At 62.4% G+C, this 20853-nt stretch carries 21 protein-coding genes and 1 tRNA gene; 15 read left to right on the plus strand and 7 right to left on the minus strand.

Annotation, left to right across the window (positions count from 1 at the left end; translation table 11 throughout):
* Positions 1-49: 49 nt before the first annotated feature.
* Entirely contained in the window at positions 50-436 is a 387-nt protein-coding gene (locus ACFE70_RS11010) for a response regulator (RefSeq protein WP_375417792.1), read from the plus strand.
* A 108-nt stretch (positions 437-544) separates the two neighbouring features.
* Positions 545-1312 (plus strand): MBL fold metallo-hydrolase, encoded by a 768-nt coding sequence (locus ACFE70_RS11015; RefSeq protein ID WP_375417793.1) that lies wholly within the window; start codon positions 545-547, stop codon positions 1310-1312.
* 11 nt (positions 1313-1323) lie between these two features.
* On the opposite strand, the gene ACFE70_RS11020 is transcribed toward ACFE70_RS11015, so the two are convergent.
* Positions 1324-1812, minus strand: coding sequence for a hypothetical protein (locus ACFE70_RS11020; RefSeq protein ID WP_375417794.1), 489 nt, complete (start codon positions 1810-1812; stop codon positions 1324-1326).
* A gap of 98 nt (positions 1813-1910) precedes the next feature.
* Between ACFE70_RS11020 and ACFE70_RS11025 the strand changes: the two genes are divergently transcribed.
* Positions 1911-3515, plus strand: coding sequence for an NFACT RNA binding domain-containing protein (locus ACFE70_RS11025; RefSeq protein WP_375417795.1), 1605 nt, complete (start codon positions 1911-1913; stop codon positions 3513-3515).
* A 181-nt stretch (positions 3516-3696) separates the two neighbouring features.
* Here the strand turns inward: ACFE70_RS11025 and ACFE70_RS11030 are convergent.
* Together ACFE70_RS11030 and ACFE70_RS11035 are read right to left on the minus strand one after the other, a co-directional pair.
* Positions 3697-3778 (minus strand) — tRNA-Leu (locus ACFE70_RS11030).
* A gap of 319 nt (positions 3779-4097) precedes the next feature.
* The gene (locus tag ACFE70_RS11035) at positions 4098-4775 is read right to left on the minus strand and encodes a Dps family protein (RefSeq protein WP_375417796.1); all 678 of its coding nucleotides are present in this window, start codon (positions 4773-4775) and stop codon (positions 4098-4100) included.
* A gap of 186 nt (positions 4776-4961) precedes the next feature.
* Between ACFE70_RS11035 and ACFE70_RS11040 the strand changes: the two genes are divergently transcribed.
* From ACFE70_RS11040 to ACFE70_RS11075, 8 genes are all read left to right on the plus strand, one after another.
* Positions 4962-5564 (plus strand): TetR/AcrR family transcriptional regulator, encoded by a 603-nt coding sequence (locus ACFE70_RS11040; protein WP_375417797.1) that lies wholly within the window; start codon positions 4962-4964, stop codon positions 5562-5564.
* A 109-nt stretch (positions 5565-5673) separates the two neighbouring features.
* Positions 5674-6672 (plus strand): 1,2-phenylacetyl-CoA epoxidase subunit PaaA, encoded by a 999-nt coding sequence (paaA, locus tag ACFE70_RS11045; RefSeq protein ID WP_375417798.1) that lies wholly within the window; start codon positions 5674-5676, stop codon positions 6670-6672.
* 112 nt (positions 6673-6784) lie between these two features.
* On the plus strand, positions 6785-7462 hold the full coding sequence (locus tag ACFE70_RS11050) for a phenylacetic acid degradation b (protein ID WP_375417799.1): 678 nt from the start codon (positions 6785-6787) through the stop codon (positions 7460-7462).
* Positions 7463-7472: 10 nt separating this feature from the next.
* A complete protein-coding gene (gene paaC / locus ACFE70_RS11055) occupies positions 7473-8222 on the plus strand; it encodes a 1,2-phenylacetyl-CoA epoxidase subunit PaaC (protein ID WP_375417800.1) in 750 nt (249 codons plus the stop codon).
* Positions 8223-8265: 43 nt separating this feature from the next.
* Positions 8266-8754: a 1,2-phenylacetyl-CoA epoxidase subunit PaaD gene (gene paaD / locus ACFE70_RS11060; protein WP_375417801.1), complete on the plus strand. Its 489-nt coding sequence runs from the start codon at positions 8266-8268 to the stop codon at positions 8752-8754.
* A 79-nt stretch (positions 8755-8833) separates the two neighbouring features.
* Positions 8834-9442: a hypothetical protein gene (locus ACFE70_RS11065; protein ID WP_375417802.1), complete on the plus strand. Its 609-nt coding sequence runs from the start codon at positions 8834-8836 to the stop codon at positions 9440-9442.
* Positions 9443-9814 (plus strand): hypothetical protein, encoded by a 372-nt coding sequence (locus ACFE70_RS11070; RefSeq protein ID WP_375417803.1) that lies wholly within the window; start codon positions 9443-9445, stop codon positions 9812-9814.
* 137 nt (positions 9815-9951) lie between these two features.
* The gene (locus ACFE70_RS11075) at positions 9952-10341 is read left to right on the plus strand and encodes a hypothetical protein (RefSeq protein ID WP_375417804.1); all 390 of its coding nucleotides are present in this window, start codon (positions 9952-9954) and stop codon (positions 10339-10341) included.
* A 156-nt stretch (positions 10342-10497) separates the two neighbouring features.
* Here the strand turns inward: ACFE70_RS11075 and ACFE70_RS11080 are convergent, their stop codons facing one another.
* The 3 genes from ACFE70_RS11080 to ACFE70_RS11090 all read right to left on the minus strand — a co-directional run bounded on the left by ACFE70_RS11080 (position 10498) and on the right by ACFE70_RS11090 (position 15137).
* On the minus strand, positions 10498-11610 hold the full coding sequence (locus tag ACFE70_RS11080; protein WP_375417805.1) for an acyltransferase family protein: 1113 nt from the start codon (positions 11608-11610) through the stop codon (positions 10498-10500).
* A 472-nt stretch (positions 11611-12082) separates the two neighbouring features.
* Positions 12083-13825, minus strand: a complete 1743-nt coding sequence (locus ACFE70_RS11085; RefSeq protein ID WP_375417806.1) for a M3 family oligoendopeptidase — start codon at positions 13823-13825, stop codon at positions 12083-12085.
* A 199-nt stretch (positions 13826-14024) separates the two neighbouring features.
* A complete protein-coding gene (locus tag ACFE70_RS11090) occupies positions 14025-15137 on the minus strand; it encodes a 2Fe-2S iron-sulfur cluster-binding protein (RefSeq protein WP_375417807.1) in 1113 nt (370 codons plus the stop codon).
* Positions 15138-15361: 224 nt separating this feature from the next.
* On the opposite strand from ACFE70_RS11090, the gene ACFE70_RS11095 reads away from it, so the two are divergent.
* Positions 15362-16036, plus strand: coding sequence for a peptidoglycan DD-metalloendopeptidase family protein (locus ACFE70_RS11095; RefSeq protein WP_375417808.1), 675 nt, complete (start codon positions 15362-15364; stop codon positions 16034-16036).
* Positions 16037-16232: 196 nt separating this feature from the next.
* On the opposite strand, the gene ACFE70_RS11100 is transcribed toward ACFE70_RS11095, so the two are convergent.
* A complete protein-coding gene (locus tag ACFE70_RS11100; protein WP_375417809.1) occupies positions 16233-17450 on the minus strand; it encodes an ABC transporter permease in 1218 nt (405 codons plus the stop codon).
* A 210-nt stretch (positions 17451-17660) separates the two neighbouring features.
* On the opposite strand from ACFE70_RS11100, the gene ACFE70_RS11105 reads away from it, so the two are divergent.
* The 3 genes from ACFE70_RS11105 to ACFE70_RS11115 all read left to right on the plus strand — a co-directional run bounded on the left by ACFE70_RS11105 (position 17661) and on the right by ACFE70_RS11115 (position 20727).
* Complete coding sequence (locus tag ACFE70_RS11105; RefSeq protein ID WP_375417810.1) at positions 17661-18887, plus strand: exo-beta-N-acetylmuramidase NamZ domain-containing protein; 1227 nt, start codon at positions 17661-17663, stop codon at positions 18885-18887.
* A gap of 217 nt (positions 18888-19104) precedes the next feature.
* Positions 19105-20076, plus strand: coding sequence for a methionyl-tRNA formyltransferase (gene fmt, locus ACFE70_RS11110; RefSeq protein WP_375417811.1), 972 nt, complete (start codon positions 19105-19107; stop codon positions 20074-20076).
* A gap of 162 nt (positions 20077-20238) precedes the next feature.
* Positions 20239-20727: a dihydrofolate reductase gene (locus tag ACFE70_RS11115; RefSeq protein WP_375417812.1), complete on the plus strand. Its 489-nt coding sequence runs from the start codon at positions 20239-20241 to the stop codon at positions 20725-20727.
* Positions 20728-20853: the final 126 nt, after the last annotated feature.

Below are 20853 nucleotides of genomic sequence, written 5' to 3' on the forward strand. Positions count from 1 at the left end.
GGGCGGCTGCCGCCTGCTTTGCTTATTCTCCTTTCATCACGTCCCTTCTATGGCCGCCGACTCTACCCCAAAAACCATCCTCATTGCCGAAGACAGCTCGGTTATTCTCAACCTGACCCGTAAGATTCTGGAGCTGCAGAAATACAAAATCGTGCTGGCCAAAAACGGCGGCGAAGTCATCAAGCAGCTCGAAGCCAACCCCGTCGACTGCGTGCTGATGGATATCAACATTCCGGTGAAGGACGGCATGGCCTGCACCCGCGAAATCCGGGCCCACGCCGACCCCAAAATCAACTCCCTCCCCGTCATCGCCATCACCGGCAACGCCAACAACTACTCGATGGAGCAGTTTAAGGAAGTCGGCATGACCGACTACCTGCCCAAGCCGCTGGACTTTGATGCTTTGGTGCGGGTAGTGAAGCAGTACGTAGGCTAGCGCCAATTATGAGTTATAAATTATGAGTTATGAGTTGTCAATTTGCCGCGTGTTTCGGCGCTGATGGCTCTGTCAACTCATAACTCATAATTTATAACTCATAACTAAATGAAGGTTACTTTTCTCGGCACGGGCACATCTTCGGGCGTGCCGATGATAGGCTGCACCTGCGCGGTGTGCCGCTCGCTGGACTTCCGCGACCAGCGCCTGCGCGTGTCGGTGCACCTGGCTGTGGCCGGCCGCAGCCTCATTATCGACTCGGGGCCGGACTTTCGGCAGCAGGCGCTGCGCCACCGCATCGACCGGCTCGATGCGCTGCTTTTCACCCACGAGCACAAAGACCACACGGCCGGCCTCGATGACATCCGGGCTTATAATTTCCGGCAGCAGCAGGAAATGCCGGTGTTTGGTGAGCGGCGGGTGCTGCGGCAGTTAGAGCAGGAATTCGCTTACATCTTCGCCGAGCACAAATATCCCGGCGTGCCGCAGGTGAGCCTGCACGAAATTGAATCCGATACGGCGCCGTTTGAGGTGCTGGGCATCTCGGTGCAGCCGCTGCGGGCACTGCACCACCGGCTACCCGTGCTGGGCTTTCGCATCGGCGGCTTCTGCTACCTCACCGATGCCAACTTCATCGGCCCCGAGACGCTGGCGCAGATGCGCGGCGCCGAAGTCATCGTGCTCAATGCCCTGCGGCGCGAGCCCCACCTCTCGCATTTCACCCTGGCCGAGGCCGTCTCGATTTTAGAAGATTTACAGCCCCAGCGGGCGTATCTAACGCACATCAGCCATCAGCTCGGCCGCCACGCGGAGGTGGAGGCCGAGCTGCCGGCGTTCATCCGCCTGGCGTATGATGGGCTGGTGGTGGAGGGGTAGGGAGAGGGCTGCTAATCGCCGTTAGGTTTTACAACGCGCAGTTCCACGGCGAGGTGTTTTTTCTCAGCATGCTCGCGGCGTTTAAGGTTTGTATCAACACTATACTGTTGGTAATAAACCAAATAACGCTTGCCATTCGCTCGAACGCTGGCCGTATCAATCCAGAGTGGGTAATTGGAGTAGCTAAACCTGGCTGCTTGGAGTCCTAGTTTCAATTGCTGCACCTGACCCCGCTCATCAGTTACGTTTAAGGTAGGAGAGACAAAGTCAGCCATAAAACAGTTGGCATTTTCCGGGCAGAAGGTGTAGTTAAAGTCCCCCAATTCGAGAGTTAGCTCCGGCTGGGCTGACGCAGGTAGCATTGCTTGCTGCTGGTAGCGCAAGGTAAATTTTTGGTCGAAAGCGGAAGTGACTGAGGTAGGCACAACGTCTTTGTCATTGTCTTTCTGACAGGCCGCCAGGCTTACCCCTAGCACGGATAGGGGGAGATACTTTTTCATAGTGATGCAGAAAAAATGGAGTGGTAGTATGCAGGCGTTGACCAGTTGCCTCCACTTATAGTTGCATCCGCTGGTCATTATTCACTCCTTACTACTTTATGCACACGAATTACTACTTCCTGCGCCTCCTGGCCCCGGCCCTGACGGCGCGGCTGGCGGGCTTTCGGGTCATAAGCTGCTTTTCGCAGGAAAAGGATGAGTTGGTAGTTGGGCTGAATAATGGGCAGCAGGAATTCTGGCTGAAAGCGCAGCTCGGCGCGGCCTTCCCGGCGCTGGCGCTGCCCGAAACCTTTCAGCGCGCGCGCACCAACTCCGTGGATTTGCTGCCTAACCTATTGGGCCGCCAAGTGCAAAACGTAGAGGCCTGGCCGCAGGACCGGGTGCTGCAAGTCAATTTCACTGATGGCGCCACGCTGGCCTTCAAGCTCTACGGCCCACGCCCGAACGCCATCTTCCGCCCTACCCCCCTCGCGTCGGCCGAGCTGTTCCATCAGCGCTACACGGCCGACGCTGAGCTAGCCCCCGCCATTCCCTACCCCCCCTCTCCGGGCCAAGGGTCGGAAGCGAGGCCGGCGGCGGGCAAGCTGCCCGGCGCGTTGGCCGACCTACCCGCCCGCTACCTGCGCCTCCACGGCTACGACCCGGCGGACCTGCCCACGAAAGCGCGCCTGGTGCAAGAGCTGATTGCGCAGCTCGAAGACCCGTCTCACTTCTACGTCTTGCGCCTTGATGGCCGCACCCGCCTGAGCTTGCTGCCGCTGCCCGAAATCCTCGAAACGCTGCCCGGCGACGACCCCATAGCCGCGGTGCGCCGTTTCGTGCCGCTGGCGCTTTCGCGCCGCGCCCTCGAAGCCGAGCGCAAGCAGCTGCTCGCGGGGTTGGGCCGGCAGGCCGAAGAGGCCAGCCGCAGCGCCGAGCTGGCCCGCAAGCGCCGGCACGCGCTGGCCCACGAGGCCGGCTACCGCCACGCCGCCGACCTGATTATGGCCCACCTGCACCAGATTCCGGCTGGCGCGGCCAGTGTCGAGGTGCTGGATTTCTATACCAACGAGCCGCGCGTCATCAAGCTCAAGCCTACCGAAAAGCCCCAGCGCACCGCCGAAAACCTCTACCGCAAAGCCAAAAACCAGCAGGTAGAAGAGCGGCAGCTCACCGAGCGCATCGCCCGGCGCGAGGCCGAAGCCCTGGCCGCGCTCGAGCGCCTCGAAGAGCTGGAAACGCTGCCCGATTTGCAGGAGCTGCGCGGCTTGCGCGCCTGGCGCAAACAGCACGGCCTCGACCCTGCCGCGGCGGCCAAGGCGCAGGCCAACGAGCTGCCATTTAAGGTGTTTGAAGACCACGGTTTCACGATTATGGTCGGCCGCAATGCGGCGAATAACGATTTGCTGACTCAGAAATATGCCCACAAAGAGGACCTCTGGCTGCACGCCAAGGACGTGACGGGCTCGCACGTCGTTATCCGCCACCGCGCCGGGCAGCCCGTGCCGGAGCCCGTCATCGAGCGCGCCGCACAGCTCGCGGCCTGGTACTCGAAGCGGCAGAACGACACGCTCTGCCCCGTGACGGTGACGCCCAAGAAGTGGGTGCGCAAGCCCAAGGGCGCCCGGCCGGGGCAGGTGCTGGTCGAGCGCGAGCGGGTCGTGCTGGTGACGCCAGCCAACCCGTTTGAAAAGTCCACTTCCCTACCCCCCTCGTCTGCCTGAATCATTGATCATGCGGAGCCCCGCGAAGCATCTTATCAGGTCAGAATCAGTACAATCAATTAATCATCGTATCGTCCCTTGGTGATAAAATGCTTCGTGAGACTCAGCATGGCCGTTCTTATCGAGCATGACGAACAACCACAAAAAAAGCCCGCCGGATGGCGGGCTTTTCAGGTCGGTGTGCGCGCGGGGAGATTCGAACTCCCACACCCGAAGGCACCACCCCCTCAAGATGGCGTGTCTACCAGTTTCACCACGTGCGCAGAAAACTTGGGGGTAGGGCAGCTTTATTGCGGTAAAGCCGGCCCCGCTGAGGCGGCGAAGCGGGGGCAAAGATACAGCACACCGCCGCCCGCCGCAACTGCGGGGCCATAATTTTGGGCCAAGCTACGGTCCCCAACTCTTGATATCTGCTCAAACATCAAAGTCTTAGCCCGCAAACCTGCTTTGCAACTTACCAAAATTCCCCTTTCTGCTTCACAGTAAGCTGCCGAGTAGTTTCCCTACCCCCTTGCACAAGACAAACCCCCGCCGGCTACTACGCCCGCGGGGGTTTGTCTTGTGCAAGGGGGTAGGGAAAACTTACTCGGCCCGCGTGAGTGGCGATTCCACGACGTGCTCCGAGACGAACCAGACCTGCATCTCATTCGTGCGCACGAGCTGGCTCACGATGAGGTCGTTGGTGCCATCGTCTTTTGCGTCAGCGGCTTTCTCGGCGAAGTCGTGGCAGTCTTTGAGAATGCGCTGGTGGGCGTCGAGCAGACGCGACACCTGCACGGGCGCTTCCTCGCGGTCGCGGGGCACGCGCGGGATGCTGCTCAGCTCAGCTACGTCAGCGGCCATTGCCACGGCCACGCCCCCCAGAATCTGGATGCGCTCGGCGATGGCATCGACCAGCGTGGCCTGCTCCTCATAGTGCTTGTCGTAGAGCAGGTGCAGCTGGTAAAAGGTGGGGCCCACGACCTGCCAGTGGTGCTTTTTGTACATGTCGCGCAGCGTGATGGTGTCGGCCAGCAACTGGTTGAGGCCGTTCACGCTTTCCTGGCGCACGTTTTCCTCCAGGCCGATGGGCAGGCGCTGGCTCACGGTGCCGTAGCGCTGGGTGGGTGCGGGCGCGTTTTGCTGCTGGTTGAGCAGCGGCTGAATGTTGACGGCCGCGTTGGTTTGGCCGTTGCGGTCAGCTTTCGCGGCCGACTTGGCGAGTTTGGCTACTCCGTCCTTTAAGGATGCGTTGGGAGCGGCGGCAGTTTTGGCAGCCATAATAAGGGGCGTTTGGTTAGGGTTCAATCACTGATTTAATAGGCTTTTACCTTACGCAGCCGGTGCGGTGGGGTTGGCTTGCCGCTGGGTTTGTCCGGCATAATTATCACGCTGGCAAGGCCGGCAACCTTAGTTTGCTAACGAGCGTTAGCAAGCGTATCTTTACGGCTCTTCCCTGCTATTCTGATGACCTCCGCATCCGTCTTGCTCCCTACCCCCCCGCCCACGCGCAAAGCCCAGATTGCGCGCACGGCCACGGCGCTGTTTCGCAGCCAGGGCTTCGCGGCCACGAGTATGCGCGAGTTGGCCACGGCCCTGGGCCTGGAAGCGGGCAGCTTGTATTCGCACATCAAATCCAAGGAAGAGCTATTGCACGGCATCTGCTTCGGGCGGGCCGAAACGCTGTTTGCCGGCTTCGGGGAAGCGACGGCTGACGCCACGCAGCCCGTGGCCGTGCAGCTGCGCCGCGCTATCGAGGCGCACGTGCGGGTGCTGACCCGCGACGTGGCCGCCGCCAGCGTGTTTCTGCACGAGTGGCGCCACCTCAGCGAGCCGGCCCGCACTGAGTTTGTGGCCTTGCGCGAGCGCTATGAAACCGGTTTTCGGCAGCTTATCCAGCGCGGCCTTGATGCCGGCGAGCTGCGCGCCCCGGATGCCGCGTTTGCTACGCTCACTTTGCTGGCCAGCCTCAACTGGCTGCCAACCTGGTACCAGCCGGAAGGTAAGCTCAGCCCGGATGAGATTGCGCACCGCCTGGCGGAGCAATTGCTTAGTGGAATGAAGAGTTAAGAATGAGGAATAAAGAATTGCTCAGCTACCATATTCTTTATCTCGTTGTTGCTTTTCCTCACTCCTACCGAAAATTCTTCGTTTCTCATTTTTAACTCTTCCTTCCATCATGTACGGTTCCGCCGCCACCCACGACCTGCCGACTTCCACCGCCACTGGCCTGGAAAACGAAGACCCTACCCTACTGGCTGAGTTTGAGGCCCGCATTGGGCGGGGCGAAAAGATTGAGCCCACTGACTGGATGCCGGCGCTCTACCGCAAGCAGCTCATCCGCATGATTGAGCAGCACGCGCACTCCGAAATCATCGGCTCGCTGCCCGAAGGCACCTGGATTACGCGGGCGCCCGGCTTTCGCCGCAAGATGGCGCAGATGGCCAAGGTGCAGGACGAGGTGGGCCACGCGCAGCTGCTGTATTCGGCGGCTGAAACCTTGGGCAAAACCCGCGAGGACATGCTCAGCGACTTGATTAGCGGCAAGAGCAAGTACTCCAATGTGTTCAACTACCCCACGCCGACCTGGGCCGACTCGAACGTGATTTCCTGGCTTATCGACGCGGGCGCCATCGTCAATCAGCTGGCCAACGCCAAGGGCTCCTACGGTCCGTACTGCCGGGCGCTGGACCGGATTTGCGCCGAGGAAGCTTTTCATCTTAAGTACGGCCACGACGCCGTGGTGCACCTGGCCACCGGTACGCCCGTGCAGCGGCAGATGATGCAGGCCGCCCTCAACCGCTGGTGGCCGGCCATTATGACGTTCTTCGGCCCCTCGGACAAGCTGAGCGTGCACACCGAAATCCTGATGCGCTGGAAGGTGAAAATGGCCAGCAACGACGCCTGCCGCCAGCAGTTTCTGGACATGTACGTGCCCAAAATCTGGGAAATTGGCCTGACGCTGCCCGACGTCAACCTGCGCAAAAACGAGGCTACCGGCCAGTGGGAGTTCACTGAGCCCGCCTGGGATGACTTCAAGCGCGTCATCAACGGCGACGGCCCCTGCAACGCCGAGCGCATCGCCGTGCGTCGCGCCGCCGAGGAAAATGGCGCTTGGGTGCGCCGCGCGCTGAACGCCAGCAAAACCGAGCGGCAGTACGTGCGCCCGCTTGCTTAAAAACCGTTCGTCATCCTGAGCTTGCGAAGGATCTTTTCACTGCGGAACGACTTGCAGTAATCAATGATATGCTGCTTCGTTGTGACGTGAGAAGGTCCTTCGCAAGCTCAGGATGACATACATTTTACGGATGATTCACTCCCACGACCCGCGCATGAACCGCCTCGGGCTGCCCGATGCGCCGCCGGCCCCTACCCCCAAGGCGGCGCTCGACCAGTTTGAGACCTACGAAGTGTTTCACCAGAAGAAAGAGAGCGCGCCGTTCGTCTACGTCGGGCCGGTGCACGCGCCGGAGGCTGACGTGGCATTTTTGTTTGCCAAGGAGCAGTTCAGCCGGCGCTCGGCTTGCACGGGCTTGTGGGTGGTGCCCACGGCTGCCATCACCGTGACGGCCTACGTCGGCGACCAGGAATCAGCCTACGATTCCCTACCCCCCCTGCCGGTGCCAACCGCCCCGGAGCCCAGCGAAACGGCGGCTGAAGAAGTGGCTTTTCCGGCGGGTGAAGAAGACTACGACGTGTTTCACCTCAGGAAGCGCGGCAAGGCGCACCAGCACGTGGGCAAGGTGCGGGCTGCCTCGGCGGCAGCGGCGTTGCAGGTGGCCAGAGCCGTATTTGGCGCGCCGGCCGGGCCGGTCGTGAACGTGTGGGTGGCGCCGAGCGCCAACTTCCTGCGCTCGGAGGAGGCCGATAAAGACCTGTGGGACACCACGCCCGACAAGAAATACCGCGACGCGATGGCCTACCGTGTGCAGGACCGCATTGAGAAATTCAAGGCTGAAAACCAGTAAGCCTAAGCGCATGGACCCTAAACTCGATTTGCTCTACCGCCTCGCCGACGACCAGCTCATCCTCGGCCACCGCAACTCGGAATGGAACGGGCTGGGCCCGATTCTGGAGGAAGACATTGCCTTCAGCAGCATGGCGCAGGACAAGCTGGGCCACAGCTTACAACTCTACGGCTTGCTGAATCAGCTCGGCGAGGCCGAGCCCGATACCGTGGCCTTCACCCGCAACGCGCCGCAGTTTCACTGCTGCCAGCTGGTCGAGCTGCCCATCGGCGAGTACGATTTCAGCCTCATGCGCCACTTTCTCTTCGACCACGCTGAGTTGCTGCGCTTTCAGGCCCTGGCCGACAGCTCCTACGAGCCGCTGGCCCAGGTAGCACGCAAGCTGCGCGGCGAGCTGAAATACCACGCCCTGCACGCCAACACCTGGATAAAGCGCCTCGGCACGGCCACCGATGAATCGATAGCGCGGATGCAGCAGGCGTTAAACTTCACCCTGCCCTATGCGCTGGGCATTTTTGAAACGACGGCCGCCGAGCCGGAAATCATCAGCTCCGGCTTGTTCATCGGCGAAGCCGAGCTGCAAAGCCGCTGGCTGGAAAGCATCACGAAAGTGCTGGCCCAAACGGCGCTGGAGCTGCCCGACACGCGCCTGCTGCCACCCGTCTTCGGCGGCCGGCACGGCGCGCACACGCCGCACTTGCAACCGCTGCTGGATGAGATGGCGGAGGTGTTTCGCCTGGACCCGACGGCGGACTGGTGAACTGCTCCGCCTACCCCCCTGCCTTTTGCCTGAGTGCCCCGCCATGCTAAGCCAAACCCAAATTCTCACTTGGCTGCAAGCCGTCAAAGACCCCGAAATCCCGACCATCTCGCTCGTGGATTTGGGGGTGGTGCGCGCCGTAGCGGTTGACGAGGCCACGGGCGGCGTGACCGTGCAACTCACGCCGACGTTCGCGGGTTGCCCGGCGATGGACTATATGAGGCGCGACGTGGAGCGGACGCTGCTGGCCCACGGCGTACCGAGCGTCCGGGTCGAAATCAGTTTGCGCGAGGCCTGGTCGTCGGATATGCTCACCGAGGGGGGTAGGGAAGCGCTGCGGGCCCACCGGCTCTCGCCGCCGCCGGTGCTGGGCAACGTGGTTTTCGACCTCGATTTTCTTGAATACGCCGAGTGCCCCAACTGCCACGGCCACAATACGGAGCTGCGCACGCCGTTTGGCGCTACATTGTGCCGGGCGGTGCATTTTTGCTTTGACTGCAAGCAAATTTTCGAGCAGTTTAAACCGATTTAGTGCCTGGTGCTTGGTGCTTGGTGCTTAGTTTGTTCTCTAAGCTCAGGCACCAAGAACTAAGCACCAAGCACTACTAAGAATGAAACGTTTGATGATTCTGGCGCTGGCGGCGGCGCTGGGCGGCGCTGGGCTGGCTGCCTGCAAAACCGACCGCGCTAAAACTGCTGCCAACACCTCACCGGCCGCCGTGGCCGCCGTCAAGGCCCAGTTTGAGGTGTTGCGCGACTCGGTGGACGTGAAGTGGCAGCAGATGATGCTCAGCGACGACCAGAAAGTGGGCACCACCCGCCTGCTGCTGCAAGAGCTGGCCCAGCAGCGCGCCGCCGACCAAGCGCAAGTAGCCGCCCTGACCCAGGCCAACGCCCGCCTCAAGCCCCTGCGCTACGACCAGACCACGATGGCCGAATCCGCCCGCATCGACCGCTACGACGCAGCCCAGGACTCGGTGCTGCACGCGCTGTACCTGGCCGCCGCCCCCGACGGCAAGGCCCCGACTGACCAGATTCGGGACTTCACTGAGGGCATTCAGCAGGCTGACCAAGCCGTGGTGGGCTACCGCGTGGGCTACGACCGCGCCGCCAAAGCCTACAACGACTACCTTCAGCTGCACCGCGAGAAGCTGGCCACGCTCGGCGGCGAGTATGCCGCGCTCCGGCCGCTGCCCCTCTTTACGCTGGGCGCGCAGTAGGTGGAGGCGCTAACTGACTCGTTTCCGTTCCGGGTGGTGGCGCTGCCCGCGGCCCTGCGCACGGCAGAGCGGCAGGTAGGGATTCTGGCCGATGTGGCGGGGCTGGAAGACCACTACGCGCTGTTTGAAAAGTACGGCTTTGGCGGCACCGGCGCCAGCTGGGTCGAGCACATCGAGACCATCATCGAGGAGTTGGAGCCGGAGCTGCTCGACCACCTGGAATTTGCCGAGCAGGGCGGCGCCTTTTTCACCTTCGCCGATGGCGAGCTGGCCGTCAGCCGGTTCCTGCGGCTGGTGCTTCCCATTTTTGGCACCCTGCCCAGCTTGCAGAAATACCTGAGCCAGGCCGACCCGGAGGATTTTTTTGAGTAGGGCGGCGCGGCCCGTTTGCCGCTGCCGGGGGTTGAGAATTCCCTACCCCCCTGGAAATAACCAAGCGCCCACGCAACCTGAACGCCAGCAGTAGAATCAGCGAGAGGAAGCTCTCATTTCTTTTTACTCTACTCCCTATGCGTCGGTTTCTACTATCTCCCCAACTGGCTGGCTTGAGCCTGAGCGTTGGTCTTAGCCTGGCGGGCTGCACCGCCAAAGAAGATGTTGCCCCGGACAATACGGGCTGCAATGAGCTGGTCACGGTGCGCTTCTGCCGAAGCTACGGCGACGCTCCCAACTGCGCGGCCATTCATACGACGCTGCAACTGGCCAACAGCTATTATGTAGCGCCGGCCGGCGCGGTGTGGGAGGCCTATCAAGCACACCAGGTGGACGGGCAGCTATTGCGCGTCGGCTACCAGCTTGGCCCCCAACTGCCGCCCAATGTGGATGGGTTGCGAACGGCTACCATTACTTGCCTGGCAGTAGCCGACTGGTGCGGCACCCCGTCCCCAAGCGGCAACTAGCAGGGTGTTTTCTAGCTAAATTTCCCTCTGTAATAGCCGCGCGGCTACCCTCAAATCCCTACCCCCCTCTGTCCCAAAAACGGCCCACCTCTGCCCTAGAGGTGGGCCGTTTTGCTCTGATTGCTGTCTGTTGCGCTGCCGACGCCAAAACGGTTGCTACCGGGACAAAACCTTGCGCGGCGAGCGCTCCGCGAACTTAGCAAAGTAGTCCAGCAAGCCATTGACCTGCTGGCCGAGCAAGCGCCCAAGGGATTTTTCCAGGCGGGTGGAAATCAGGTAAGCGGCCAGCAGCATCAGCGCCAGCAGGCCCGCCAGCAGCACGTACTTGTTGAGCAAGTGGCCCAGGCGATGGAACACAACGTAGCCGATGTGGCCGTGCAGCAGGTAGAGCGGATAGGTGAGGGCGCCCAGCCGGGCCAGCCGGGCCTGCGAGCTGAAGTTGATTATCCCGAAGGCTACCAGGCCGATTAGCACAAAAAATCCGGTGGCAAGGGCCATAACCACCTCTTCCTGAACATTGTGCGCAACCGCCTCATACCGGCAGTTGCGCAGCACCAGCCCGTAGGCGACCAGCAACAGGCCATAGCGCACCCAGGTTCGCCCGCTTTGCCGCTGCATCAGAAAGAACAGCATCCCGGCAATGAAAAGAGGGGCGTGTTGGGGGAAAAACAGGTGGCTGAACGCTTCGCCCGTACCGCCCAGGTAGGGCGCCACCGCCGCGTATACCAGCCACAGCCCGACGGACAGGTTGAGGTGCGGCATGAGCTTGTAGGCCAGCAGCAGCGAAATAATAAAGTAGAAGCTCAGTTCCACCGTCAGCGACCAGTAGGCCTGGTCGAGGTGTTCGATGCCCAGAAACTCTTGCAGCATCGTCAGATTGACTACGTACTGGTGGGCCCTGGCATAGAGCAGCGGCGCCGAAAGCACGTCCTGGGGGCCGGTGCCCCAGAGGCGTTCAATCACGAAGGTCAGGGTGACGGCAATCCAGTAGGCGGGGTAGAGGCGCTGCACCCGCGAGACGAAGAACTCGCGCACGGTTTTGCCCTGGGCGCTGAGCAGCACCACGTAGCCACTGATGATAAAAAACAGCTGCACCCCCAGGTAGCCATACCGGGTTACGGAGCCCAGAGTGGGGTAGGGAATCGGGCTCAGGTTGTCGGCGCCGTAAGCCCGGAACGTATAGTGGTACAAGACCACGGCCGCGGCGGCCAGGAATCGGAGCAAATCAATCTCGTACTGCCGGTTGAGTAGTTTGGCGGCCTGTTCCATGCGGGGCGGATAGGGAGTAGGAGCGGCTTGCCAAGGGCAAGGCCAACCAAATATCTGCAGTGGAGAAAGCAGCAGACTGCGCGTCGCCGAAGCGGTTGAAGCCGGCTGTTTGGCTTCCGCGCATCTGCCTCAGGAAAGCGGCGGCCGGCAGTGCCGGGGCTGCGCCCCCGAACTGAGGACGACCGCAGTGCCGGGGCCAGCTGCCACCATTGGCGTAGCCGGACGAGAGCTATAACGAATGACGCCGGCCGTTCGCATACAAGCTGGCACTCTTCGGGAAAGTTTCAGCCCCGAACCCAACGGTCATGGGCGGGGCGAAGGCAATACCCTTACTGGGCATCCGCAAAGGTACGGCGGCAGCTTTCTGAGGCCGAGTGCTAAATTCGGGCATACAAGTAGGCCCGTCCCTGGCAGAGACGGGCCTGCTTATCTTACAAGCACTATCGCGCGGCCGGGAGGCGGCCCCGCTGGCTTATAGTGCCGCCATTTCTTCGCGCACGAAGTCGGCCAGCGTGCGCAAATAGCTGGTGCTAAAATCGAAGCGAATGCCGGCAGCTTCGTAAATCTCCCGGATGGGGCGGGTGTAGCCCAGGGCCAGCGCCCGCTGATAGCCGGCCAGCGCGCCGGCCGGGTTTTGCCGAAAATTGCGCCACATAGCAATGGCGCCGAGCTGCGCCATCGCATATTCAATGTAGTAGAACGGCACCTCATAAAGGTGCAGCTGCTTCTGCCAGAGGTAGGGCTTGAAGCTGCTCAGGCCTTGCCAGCTCACGGTGAGCTGGTTGAACTCGTCGAAAATCTGCACCCAGCGCTCGTGGCGCTGCTTTTCGGTGTGCGTGGGGTTTTCATACACCCAGTGCTGAAACTTGTCGATGGTCGCCACCCAGGGAAACGTTTCGAGCACGCCCTCCAAGTGCGTTCTCTTGGCCCGGCGCAACTCGTCCTCATTCTCAAAAAACACGTCCCAGTGGTCGAGGCTCATCAGCTCCATGCTCATCGAGGCCAGCTCAGCTACTTCCGAGGGCGGGTGTTTGTCGGCGCCCAGCGGCAGGTTGCGGGTCAGGAACGAGTGCACGGCGTGGCCGCCCTCGTGCAGCATGGTCACCACATCGCGCAGGCTGCTAGTGGCATTCATGAAGATGAACGGCACCCCGGTTTCGTCGAGCGGGTAGTTGTAGCCGCCGGGCGCCTTGCCCTTGCGGCTTTCCAAATCCAGGTGGCCCATGTGGCGCATGGTGCGCAGGCAATCGCCCAGGTAGGGGTCGAGGCGGTCGAAGACGGTGATGGTTTTGGCCAGCAGCTCTTCGCCAGTGGCGAAGGGGCGCAGCGGCGGCTGCCCGCTCACGTCCACGTCGAGGTCCCAGGGGCACAGCTCGGGCAGGCGCAGGGCGCGGCGGCGGGCCACGTCGAGGTCGCTGATGAGCGGCACCACCGTCTCGCGGATGGCCGCGTGAAACCTGAAGGTGTCCTGGGGCAGGTAGTCGAAGCGGCCCAGGGCGGCAAACATGTAATCGCGAAAATTCTTGAAGCCCGCGTTCACGGCCACCTGATGGCGCAAGCCCACCAGCTCCGAAAACAGCTCATCGAGCGGCGCGGCATCCTGCACCCGGCGCAGCTGAATGGCCCGCCAAGCGGTTTCGCGCTTCTGCCGGTCAGGGCTTTTGAGGTAGTCGGCGGCGCGGGGCAAGGTCATCTCCTCGCCGTCGAGCGTGACGCTCATGGCCCCGACGGTGGCGGCATACTGCTGCTGCTTGGTGCTGATTTCCGTTTTGAGCGGAATATTCTCCTCGCGGTAAATCTCCGACGCCCGGCGTACCGAGCGCAAAAACACGCGGTAGCGGTCAGGGTCGAGCCCGTCAAGGAAGGGCGAGGCCAGCATCTTCTCGTTCAGGGCGTGGTCGTAGGGCGCGGCCTGGGGCTCAATCTCGTTCACGAAATACTGAAACGCCTCGGCCCGCTGCGGGTCCTGGGTGTCGCAGGTCATGCGGATGTAGCGCCAGGCCAGGTCCTCACTCAGGGCCGCCTCCAGCTCCGAGCGGTCGAGCAGCCAGCGCTCCAGCCCGGCGGCGTCGGCCAGAAGCCGCTCGCGCAGCTCGATGAAGAGCGGCTCCAGCGCCGGCCAGTCGGTGACGGTAAAATCCTCGGGCAGATAATGGCGGGGCGGCCGCTGCGTGTCGGTCGCTGAGGCCAGCGTAATGGATTCAGCTGAAAACATAAGATAATTTACTACGGAAGAGCTTGGATAAGAGCCAACGGAAAGTAAGAAGATACGAGCGCGTTTAGTTTGGGGATTTTGCGCTCGCGCAAAGGACGCAGTCCTAACTCAGTCGTTGTTAGCCATCAACTACTTCCCCGAACGAGATGCTTCGCGGGGCTCAGCAGGACGTGCTTTTTGCCCCCCAACCAACCAGCCCCTACCCAATCTCAATCACTACGTCATCCGTGACCGGGTGGCCCACGCAAGTTAAAATATAACCTTGTTTCAGCTCGGCATCGGAGAGGCCCTCGCGCTCATCCAGCGTCACTTCACCGCTCAGGCACTTGCCGCGGCAGGCCGTGCAGAGGCCGGCCTGGCAAGAGTAGGGCAGGTCGATGTCGAGGTCCAGGGCCGCTTCGAGGATGGTCTGGCTGGGCGAGACGTCGAGCACGTACTCGCTGCCTTCGTACTGAATCTTGACCGGACGGCTGCCTTTGGCCCCGCCGGGGGGGGTAGGGCTGGTGCTGGCGCCGGCTGGCGAAGCCGTGGCGGCGCTGGCCGCCGCGGCTTCCACCGTATCCGCCGCGGCTACGAAGCTCTCGCGGCGGATGCGGCTGGCCGGCACGTTCAGCAGTTCGAGGGCGGCGCGGGTTTCGGCCATCAGGCCTTCGGGGCCGCAGAGGAAGTACTCGGCCTGCTCGGCCGGAAACTGGTGGCGCTGCTCCAGAATGCGCAGCAGGGTGGTGCGGTTGAGGCGGCCGGTGTGCTGGTGCGGCCGGGTAGGGCCGGTGGGCTGGCTGTAGACGTGCTCGACTTGCAGGCGCCCGCCGCTCTGAGCTTCCAGCTCGCTGAGCTGCTGCTGAAAAATGACCGACTCCTCGTTGCGGTTGCCATAAATCAGCAGCACGTGGCTCTGAGACTCGGTTTTGAGCACGGCCTTGAGCATGGACATGAGCGGCGTGATGCCCGAGCCGGCACCGATGAGCACCAGCGAGCGGGCCGCCTTGGGGCTGGGCACGAGCGTGAAGTTGCCGAGCGGCGCCATCGCCTGTAGCTCCTGGCCAACCTGCACGGTATCAAGCAAATAGTTGCTCACCAGTCCGCCGGCCACGCGCTTCACGGTCACGGCCAGGCGCGGGGCGTCGTGGGGCGTCGAGCTGAGCGAGTAAGCGCGGCGCTCGGTTTTGCCATCGGGGCCGCAGGGCAGCAGCAGGGTCAGAAACTGGCCGGGCTGGCTTGGAATGGGCTGGCGGTCAGCCCGCTCCAGGTGGATGGTCGCGGCGTCGGGCGTTTCGTGGGTGATGTCGACGACGGTCAGGGTCAGGTACATGCAGAGGGGGTAGGAAACAGGGGAAAGCGAGAAGCGGAAACGGGAAAAGTCGAACCGGAGCGGTTTGGCTTGTACTAACAAAAAAAGGGCAAGGTTGGCTTGCGGCCGGCGCCGGCAACCCAAGCGGCAAAGGTAACTTGCCGGCGCGGGCCAGGTTTGCCGCTGAGGCGCCGCCTGAGTGGCCCGGCTTGCTTGTTAGCCGCCTTTTCCTACTCCCCTGCGCTTTGCCAACCTCCCCCCTGCTCACGGCCCTGGCCCGCTGCCAGCCCGGCCCGGTGCTGCCCGTCGACCTCCGCGGCCCCGACGTGGCTCAGCTCGATTTTAGCGCCCAAAACCCGCTGCTGACTTCGGCCAACCTGCATGACACCGCCGTCTTTGCGGAGGTGGTGGCCGCCATGCTGCGCGCCCAAAACGCGCGCATCGGCATCGGCGGCTACCTCGAAGACCGCGTTATCTACCGGCGCAGTCCGGGCCTGTTTGGGGCCGGCGAGGCGCGCACCCTGCACCTGGGCGTGGACGTGTGGCTGCCCGCCGGCACGCCCGTCATGGCTCCGCTGCCCGCCCGCGTGCACAGCCGGGCCGACAACGCCGGCTTCGGCAACTACGGCCCCACGGTCATCCTGGAGCACGAGTTGCAAGGCATTGTCTTCTACAGCCTTTATGGCCATTTGGCCCGAAACGGGGGGGTATGGCTGCGGCCCGGCCAGCAAATCAGCCAGGGCGAAGCCTTCGCCGCCGTGGGCCCGCCACCCGAAAACGGCGACTGGCCGCCGCACCTGCACTTTCAACTCATAACCGATATGCAGGGCCGGCAGGGCGACTTTCCCGGCGTAGCGCCGCTGAGCGAGCGGGCGGCTTGGGCGGCCCTGTGCCCCGACCCGAACCTGCTGCTTATCTGAACCACGGATTTATCGGATTAAACGGATTAGTCAGATTTCGAGGACGATTCCGCTCCTGAACAAAGAATAAAAAAGGCTACTCGGTTGAGTAGCCTTTTGGTTTTTGAGGGGGGTAGGGATTTCCGATTGAGCGAAGAAAAATCGTCCTCGAAATCCGACTAATCCGTTTAATCCGATAAATCCGTGGTTCAGACAATCAATCGAACTTGATGGCGGTCACGGGCCGGATGCGGGCAATCAGATAAGTCGGAATCAGCACGGCCAGCAGCGAGGTGCTGAAGGTGGCCACGTTCAGCAAAACGAGCATGAGCGGGTTCCAATGGATGGGCACGCGGTCCATGTAATAGTTTTCGGGGTCGAGCGGGATGAGATGAAAATAGTACTGCAACGCGCAGAATCCCAGGCCGATAACGTTGCCGATGACCATGCCCTGCACCGTCAGGTTGAGGCCCCGGAAGAAGAACATGCTCCGAATCTGGTTGTCGGTGGCGCCGATGGCCTTGAGCACGCCAATCATATTGGTGCGCTCCAGAATCATGATGAAAATCGTGGCAATCATGTTGAACGTAGCCACGAAGATGATGAGCACCAGGAAGATAATGACGTTGCGGTTGAGCAGTTGAAGCCAGTCGAAGAGCTGGGCGTACTGGTCCGTTATCTTGTCAATCTTAAGGTCGTAGGGCAGCTTTTCGTAGAGCAGGTCGGCGGTGCGGTCGAGGGTGCTGAAGTTGCGCAGCTCCACTTCCAGCCCGCCGACCAGCGAGTCGGGCCAGGCGCGCAGGTCCCGAATTTGGCGGATGTCGCCGATGACGAACACCTCGTCAAACTCATCGAGGCCGGTAGCGTAGATGCCCTTGACCGTGAATTTGCGCACCCGGGGCGGGTTCTGGATGAAGTAGAACAGGGTGTTGTCACCCACTTGCAGGCGCAGCTTGTCGGCCATCTTGCGCGAAATCATAATCTCGTCGCTGGCCGCCGAGTCGGGGTAGGCGATGAACCGGCCGGCCACCAGGTTCTGGCGCATGGGCGAGGGGCCGTCCTCTTCGCTGATGCCTTTGAGCACCACGCCCAGGACCTCGTCGCGGGTTTTGATGACGGCCGTCATGCGCGCAAACGGCTGGGCCGCCTTCACTTGGCCGAAGGCGTGCAGCCGCTGCACGAGGTCGGGCCCGCCGATGGGGGCCACGTCCATCGAGTTGTTGGTGTCGTAGCGGCTGATTTGCAGGTGGGCGCCGAACGAGAAGATTTTGGCTTGAATCTCGTTGCGGAAGCCCTGCAAGATGGCGAAGGAGACAATCATCACGGCCAGCCCGAGGGCAATGCTGATGATGGCAATCTTGGTGACCGAGGCGGTGAAGGAGCCGGAGTCGGCGCCGCCGTCGATTTTATTGGAAATGTAGCGGGCAACGTTCACTGCGGTAAAGCTACGGCGCGGGCGGGGCTTTGCGATAGACGGTTTGAAGAAGAACGTCATGCAGAGCGCAGCGAAGCATCTCGGGCGGGGAAGTAACTCAAATGATTGAACAACGATTGAGTTACTTCCCCGCCCGAGATGCTTCGCTCAGGCTCAGCATGACGTTCTTTTTTGTTCCTTCGCACTCCCAAACCGCCTTTCCCTACCCCCATGCTGCTCCTGATTCGCCCGCTGCTGCCGCTGCTCGTCTCGGTGTTGGCTACCTGCGCGGCCGGCCCACCCGGCGCGGCGCCCACTGCGGCCCTAAGCCCGGTTCAGCCCGCGCCGGCCGCTGCCCCCTTGCGCATGGGCGCCGAGCAACTGGAGAAATACCTGCCGCAGCTGCAAAATCAGCGCGTGGGCTTGGTGGTAAACCAGACTTCGCGCGTGGGCCGGGCGCACCTCGTGGACACGCTGCTGGCGCGGGGCGTGAACGTGGCCGCCATTTTCGCGCCGGAGCATGGCTTCCGGGGCGAGGCGGCCGACGGCGCCACCATCAAGGATGGGCGCGACGAGCGCAGCGGCCGGCCGGTACGCTCCTTGTATGGCAAAAGCAAAAAGCCTACCCCCGCCATGCTGGCCGACGTGGACGTGCTCGTGTTTGATATTCAGGACGTGGGCGCCCGCTTCTACACGTTTATCAGCACCCTGCACTACGTCATGGAGGCCGCCGCCGAGTTAGGCAAGCCGGTCCTGGTGCTCGACCGCCCCAACCCCAACGGCGCTTTCGTCGATGGTCCGGTGCTGGAAAAAGCCCACCGCTCGTTCGTGGGCCTCGACCCGCTGCCCATCGTGCACGGCCTCACGGTGGGCGAGCTGGCCCGGATGCTCAACGGCGAGAAATGGCTGGCCGGCGGCGCGCAGTGCCGCCTGACGGTGGTGTCCGTGGCCGGCGCCTACACCCACGCCACGCCCTACGCCCTGCCCGTGCGCCCCTCGCCCAACCTGCCCACGGCCCGCAGCGTGGCCCTCTACCCCAGCATCTGCCTCTTTGAGGGCACCAACGTAAGCGTGGGCCGCGGCACGGATACGCCCTTTGAGGTGTTCGGTGCGCCCACGCAGCCGGCCACGCGGCCCTACTCGTTCACGCCCCGCCCCAACGCCGGCTCCCCTACCCCCCCCCTCAACGGTCAGCTCTGCCACGGCCTGAACCTGCGCCCGCCCGCCGCCGGGGAGCCTCAGGGCCTCACCCTGAAATACCTCATTGACTTCTACCAGCAAAGCACCGACAAAGCCCACTTCTTCAGTAAATACTTCGCTGAGCTGAGTGGCACCGACTCACTGCAAGCCCAGATAGTGGCCGGCCGCACGGAGGCCCAGATTCGGCCCACTTGGGAGCCAGGGCTGAATAATTTCAAAAAGCTACGCAAGAAGTACCTGCTTTACCCAGAGAAGTAGACGAGAAAATGAGAACGACCAACTCCCCTCCTTTTTTAAGGAGGGGATGTTTTCGCAAAGCGAAAACGGGGGTGGTGCGCGTCGTTGAACGATAAGCAGCAGAACAGCCAGAGGCCGAATGTTCGGCCATCGTTCAACGATGGACACCACCCCAGTCCAGCCTGTGGCTGAACGTCTCCTCCTTGAAAAAGGCGGGGCGCCTACCGTTCTTTGCCTTATGAGTCCAGCCCCTACCCCCCCCTTGCGTCTCATTTTCCTTGGCACGCCCGACTTCGCTGTGCCGACCCTCGAAACCCTGCTTGCGCTGCCCCAGGCGCAGGTGGTGGCCGTGGTCACGGCGCCCGACCGGCCGGCTGGGCGCGGCCGGCAGCTGCACGCCTCGGCGGTGAAGGAAGCGGCCCTGGCCCGCGGGCTGCCCGTGCTCCAGCCTACTAACCTGAAGTCGCCGGATTTCCAACAGGAGCTAAGAAGCTACGCCGCCGACTTGCAGGTGGTGGTGGCCTTCCGGATGCTGCCCGAAGCCGTGTGGGCCATGCCGCGGCTCGGCTCGGTCAATATTCACGCCTCCCTCCTGCCACAATACCGCGGCGCGGCGCCCATCAACTGGGCCCTGATGCACGGCGAAACCCAAACCGGCGTCACGTCTTTTTTCCTGCAACACGAAATCGACACTGGCCCGCTGATATTTCAGGACGTGACGCCCATCGCGCCGGACGATGACTTCGGGAGCCTGTATGAAAAGCTGAAAGTGGCCGGCGCGGCGCTGGCGGCCCGCACCGTGGCGGCCATTGCGGCGGGCACGGCGCCCAGCATCCCGCAGCAGCTGAGCGCCGAGCTGCGCCCCGCCCCCAAGCTGAGCAAGGACACCGGCCGGCTCGACTTCAGCCGCGGCGCCCAGGAGCTGGTTAATCAGGTGCGCGGCCTCGCGCCCGTGCCCACGGCCTGCACCCAGCTGCCCGACGGGCGCGGGCTCAAGGTGTTCCGCGCGGCCGTGGCCGTTGCGCCAGCCGAAGCAACTGAAATCCCTACCCCCCCCCCGGCGGCCGGCACCTGGCGCACCGACGGCCGCCACCACCTGCGCGTAGCCACGGCTGACGGCTGGCTGGATTTGCTGGAGGTGCAGCTCGAAGGCAAGAAGCGCATGAGCACGGCGGAGTTTCTGCGCGGCACGAAAATCAACGTGCCTTAAGTAGATAGCACGTCATGCTGAACGCAGCGAAGCATCTCGCTCGGGGAAGTAATCAATGGTAAACAACGATTGGGTTAGTGCCGCAAGCGAGATGCTTCGCTGTGCTCAGCATGACGGTCTCATGACGGTCTATTGTACTCCTTATTAATTATTCATTGAGCTATGCTCTATTTCGTGGTGGCCGTGGCCGAAAACGGCGTTATTGGCTTGAATGGCGAGCTGCCCTGGGGCAAGCTGCCGGCTGATTTGCAGCACTTCAAGCAGCTCACCCTGGGCCACCCCGTCGTGATGGGGCGCCGCACCTATGACAGCCTGGGCCGGGCCCTGCCCCGGCGCCCCAACATCGTGGTGACGCGCCAGCCCGGCTGGGCGGCGCCGGGCTGCGAAACCGCCGCCACCCTGCCCGCCGCCCTGGCCCGCGCCCGCGCGCTCGACGAGCAGGTGTGCGTCATCGGTGGCGGCGAAATCTACCGCCAGGCCTTATCTGAAACCGACCTGATTTACCTCACTGAAGTGCACCACAACTTCGAGGGCGACGCCTTTTTTCCCGCCCTCACCCCCGCCGAATGGCGCGAGGAAAGCCGCGAGCGCCACGAGGCCGACGAGAAACACGCCTACGCCTTCAGCTTCGTGACCTTGCGGCGGCGGTAGGTGCAGTGGGGCAGAGCGTTACAAGAAGAACGTCCTGCTGAACGCAGTGAAGCATCTCTACCGGGTAAGTAGTCAGATTACTGCTGCGGTAGAGATGCTTCACTGCGTTCAGCAGGACGTTCTTCT

Origin of the sequence: uncultured Hymenobacter sp., assembly GCF_964243305.1 — a bacterium.
Taxonomy (GTDB): Bacteria; Bacteroidota; Bacteroidia; order Cytophagales; family Hymenobacteraceae; genus Hymenobacter.

Excerpts from the sequence above, each read along its gene's own strand:
- ACFE70_RS11010 (WP_375417792.1), top strand. The coding sequence starts at position 50 with ATGGCCGCCGACTCTACCCCAAAAACCATCCTCATTGCCGAAGACAGC.
- ACFE70_RS11015 (WP_375417793.1), top strand. The coding sequence starts at position 545 with ATGAAGGTTACTTTTCTCGGCACGGGCACATCTTCGGGCGTGCCGATG.
- ACFE70_RS11020 (WP_375417794.1), bottom strand. The coding sequence starts at position 1,812 with ATGAAAAAGTATCTCCCCCTATCCGTGCTAGGGGTAAGCCTGGCGGCC.
- ACFE70_RS11025 (WP_375417795.1), top strand. The coding sequence starts at position 1,911 with ATGCACACGAATTACTACTTCCTGCGCCTCCTGGCCCCGGCCCTGACG.
- ACFE70_RS11035 (WP_375417796.1), bottom strand. The coding sequence starts at position 4,775 with ATGGCTGCCAAAACTGCCGCCGCTCCCAACGCATCCTTAAAGGACGGA.
- ACFE70_RS11040 (WP_375417797.1), top strand. The coding sequence starts at position 4,962 with ATGACCTCCGCATCCGTCTTGCTCCCTACCCCCCCGCCCACGCGCAAA.
- paaA (WP_375417798.1), top strand. The coding sequence starts at position 5,674 with ATGTACGGTTCCGCCGCCACCCACGACCTGCCGACTTCCACCGCCACT.
- ACFE70_RS11050 (WP_375417799.1), top strand. The coding sequence starts at position 6,785 with ATGACATACATTTTACGGATGATTCACTCCCACGACCCGCGCATGAAC.
- paaC (WP_375417800.1), top strand. The coding sequence starts at position 7,473 with ATGGACCCTAAACTCGATTTGCTCTACCGCCTCGCCGACGACCAGCTC.
- paaD (WP_375417801.1), top strand. The coding sequence starts at position 8,266 with ATGCTAAGCCAAACCCAAATTCTCACTTGGCTGCAAGCCGTCAAAGAC.
- ACFE70_RS11065 (WP_375417802.1), top strand. The coding sequence starts at position 8,834 with ATGAAACGTTTGATGATTCTGGCGCTGGCGGCGGCGCTGGGCGGCGCT.
- ACFE70_RS11075 (WP_375417804.1), top strand. The coding sequence starts at position 9,952 with ATGCGTCGGTTTCTACTATCTCCCCAACTGGCTGGCTTGAGCCTGAGC.
- ACFE70_RS11080 (WP_375417805.1), bottom strand. The coding sequence starts at position 11,610 with ATGGAACAGGCCGCCAAACTACTCAACCGGCAGTACGAGATTGATTTG.
- ACFE70_RS11085 (WP_375417806.1), bottom strand. The coding sequence starts at position 13,825 with ATGTTTTCAGCTGAATCCATTACGCTGGCCTCAGCGACCGACACGCAG.
- ACFE70_RS11090 (WP_375417807.1), bottom strand. The coding sequence starts at position 15,137 with ATGTACCTGACCCTGACCGTCGTCGACATCACCCACGAAACGCCCGAC.
- ACFE70_RS11105 (WP_375417810.1), top strand. The coding sequence starts at position 17,661 with ATGCTGCTCCTGATTCGCCCGCTGCTGCCGCTGCTCGTCTCGGTGTTG.
- fmt (WP_375417811.1), top strand. The coding sequence starts at position 19,105 with ATGAGTCCAGCCCCTACCCCCCCCTTGCGTCTCATTTTCCTTGGCACG.
- ACFE70_RS11115 (WP_375417812.1), top strand. The coding sequence starts at position 20,239 with ATGCTCTATTTCGTGGTGGCCGTGGCCGAAAACGGCGTTATTGGCTTG.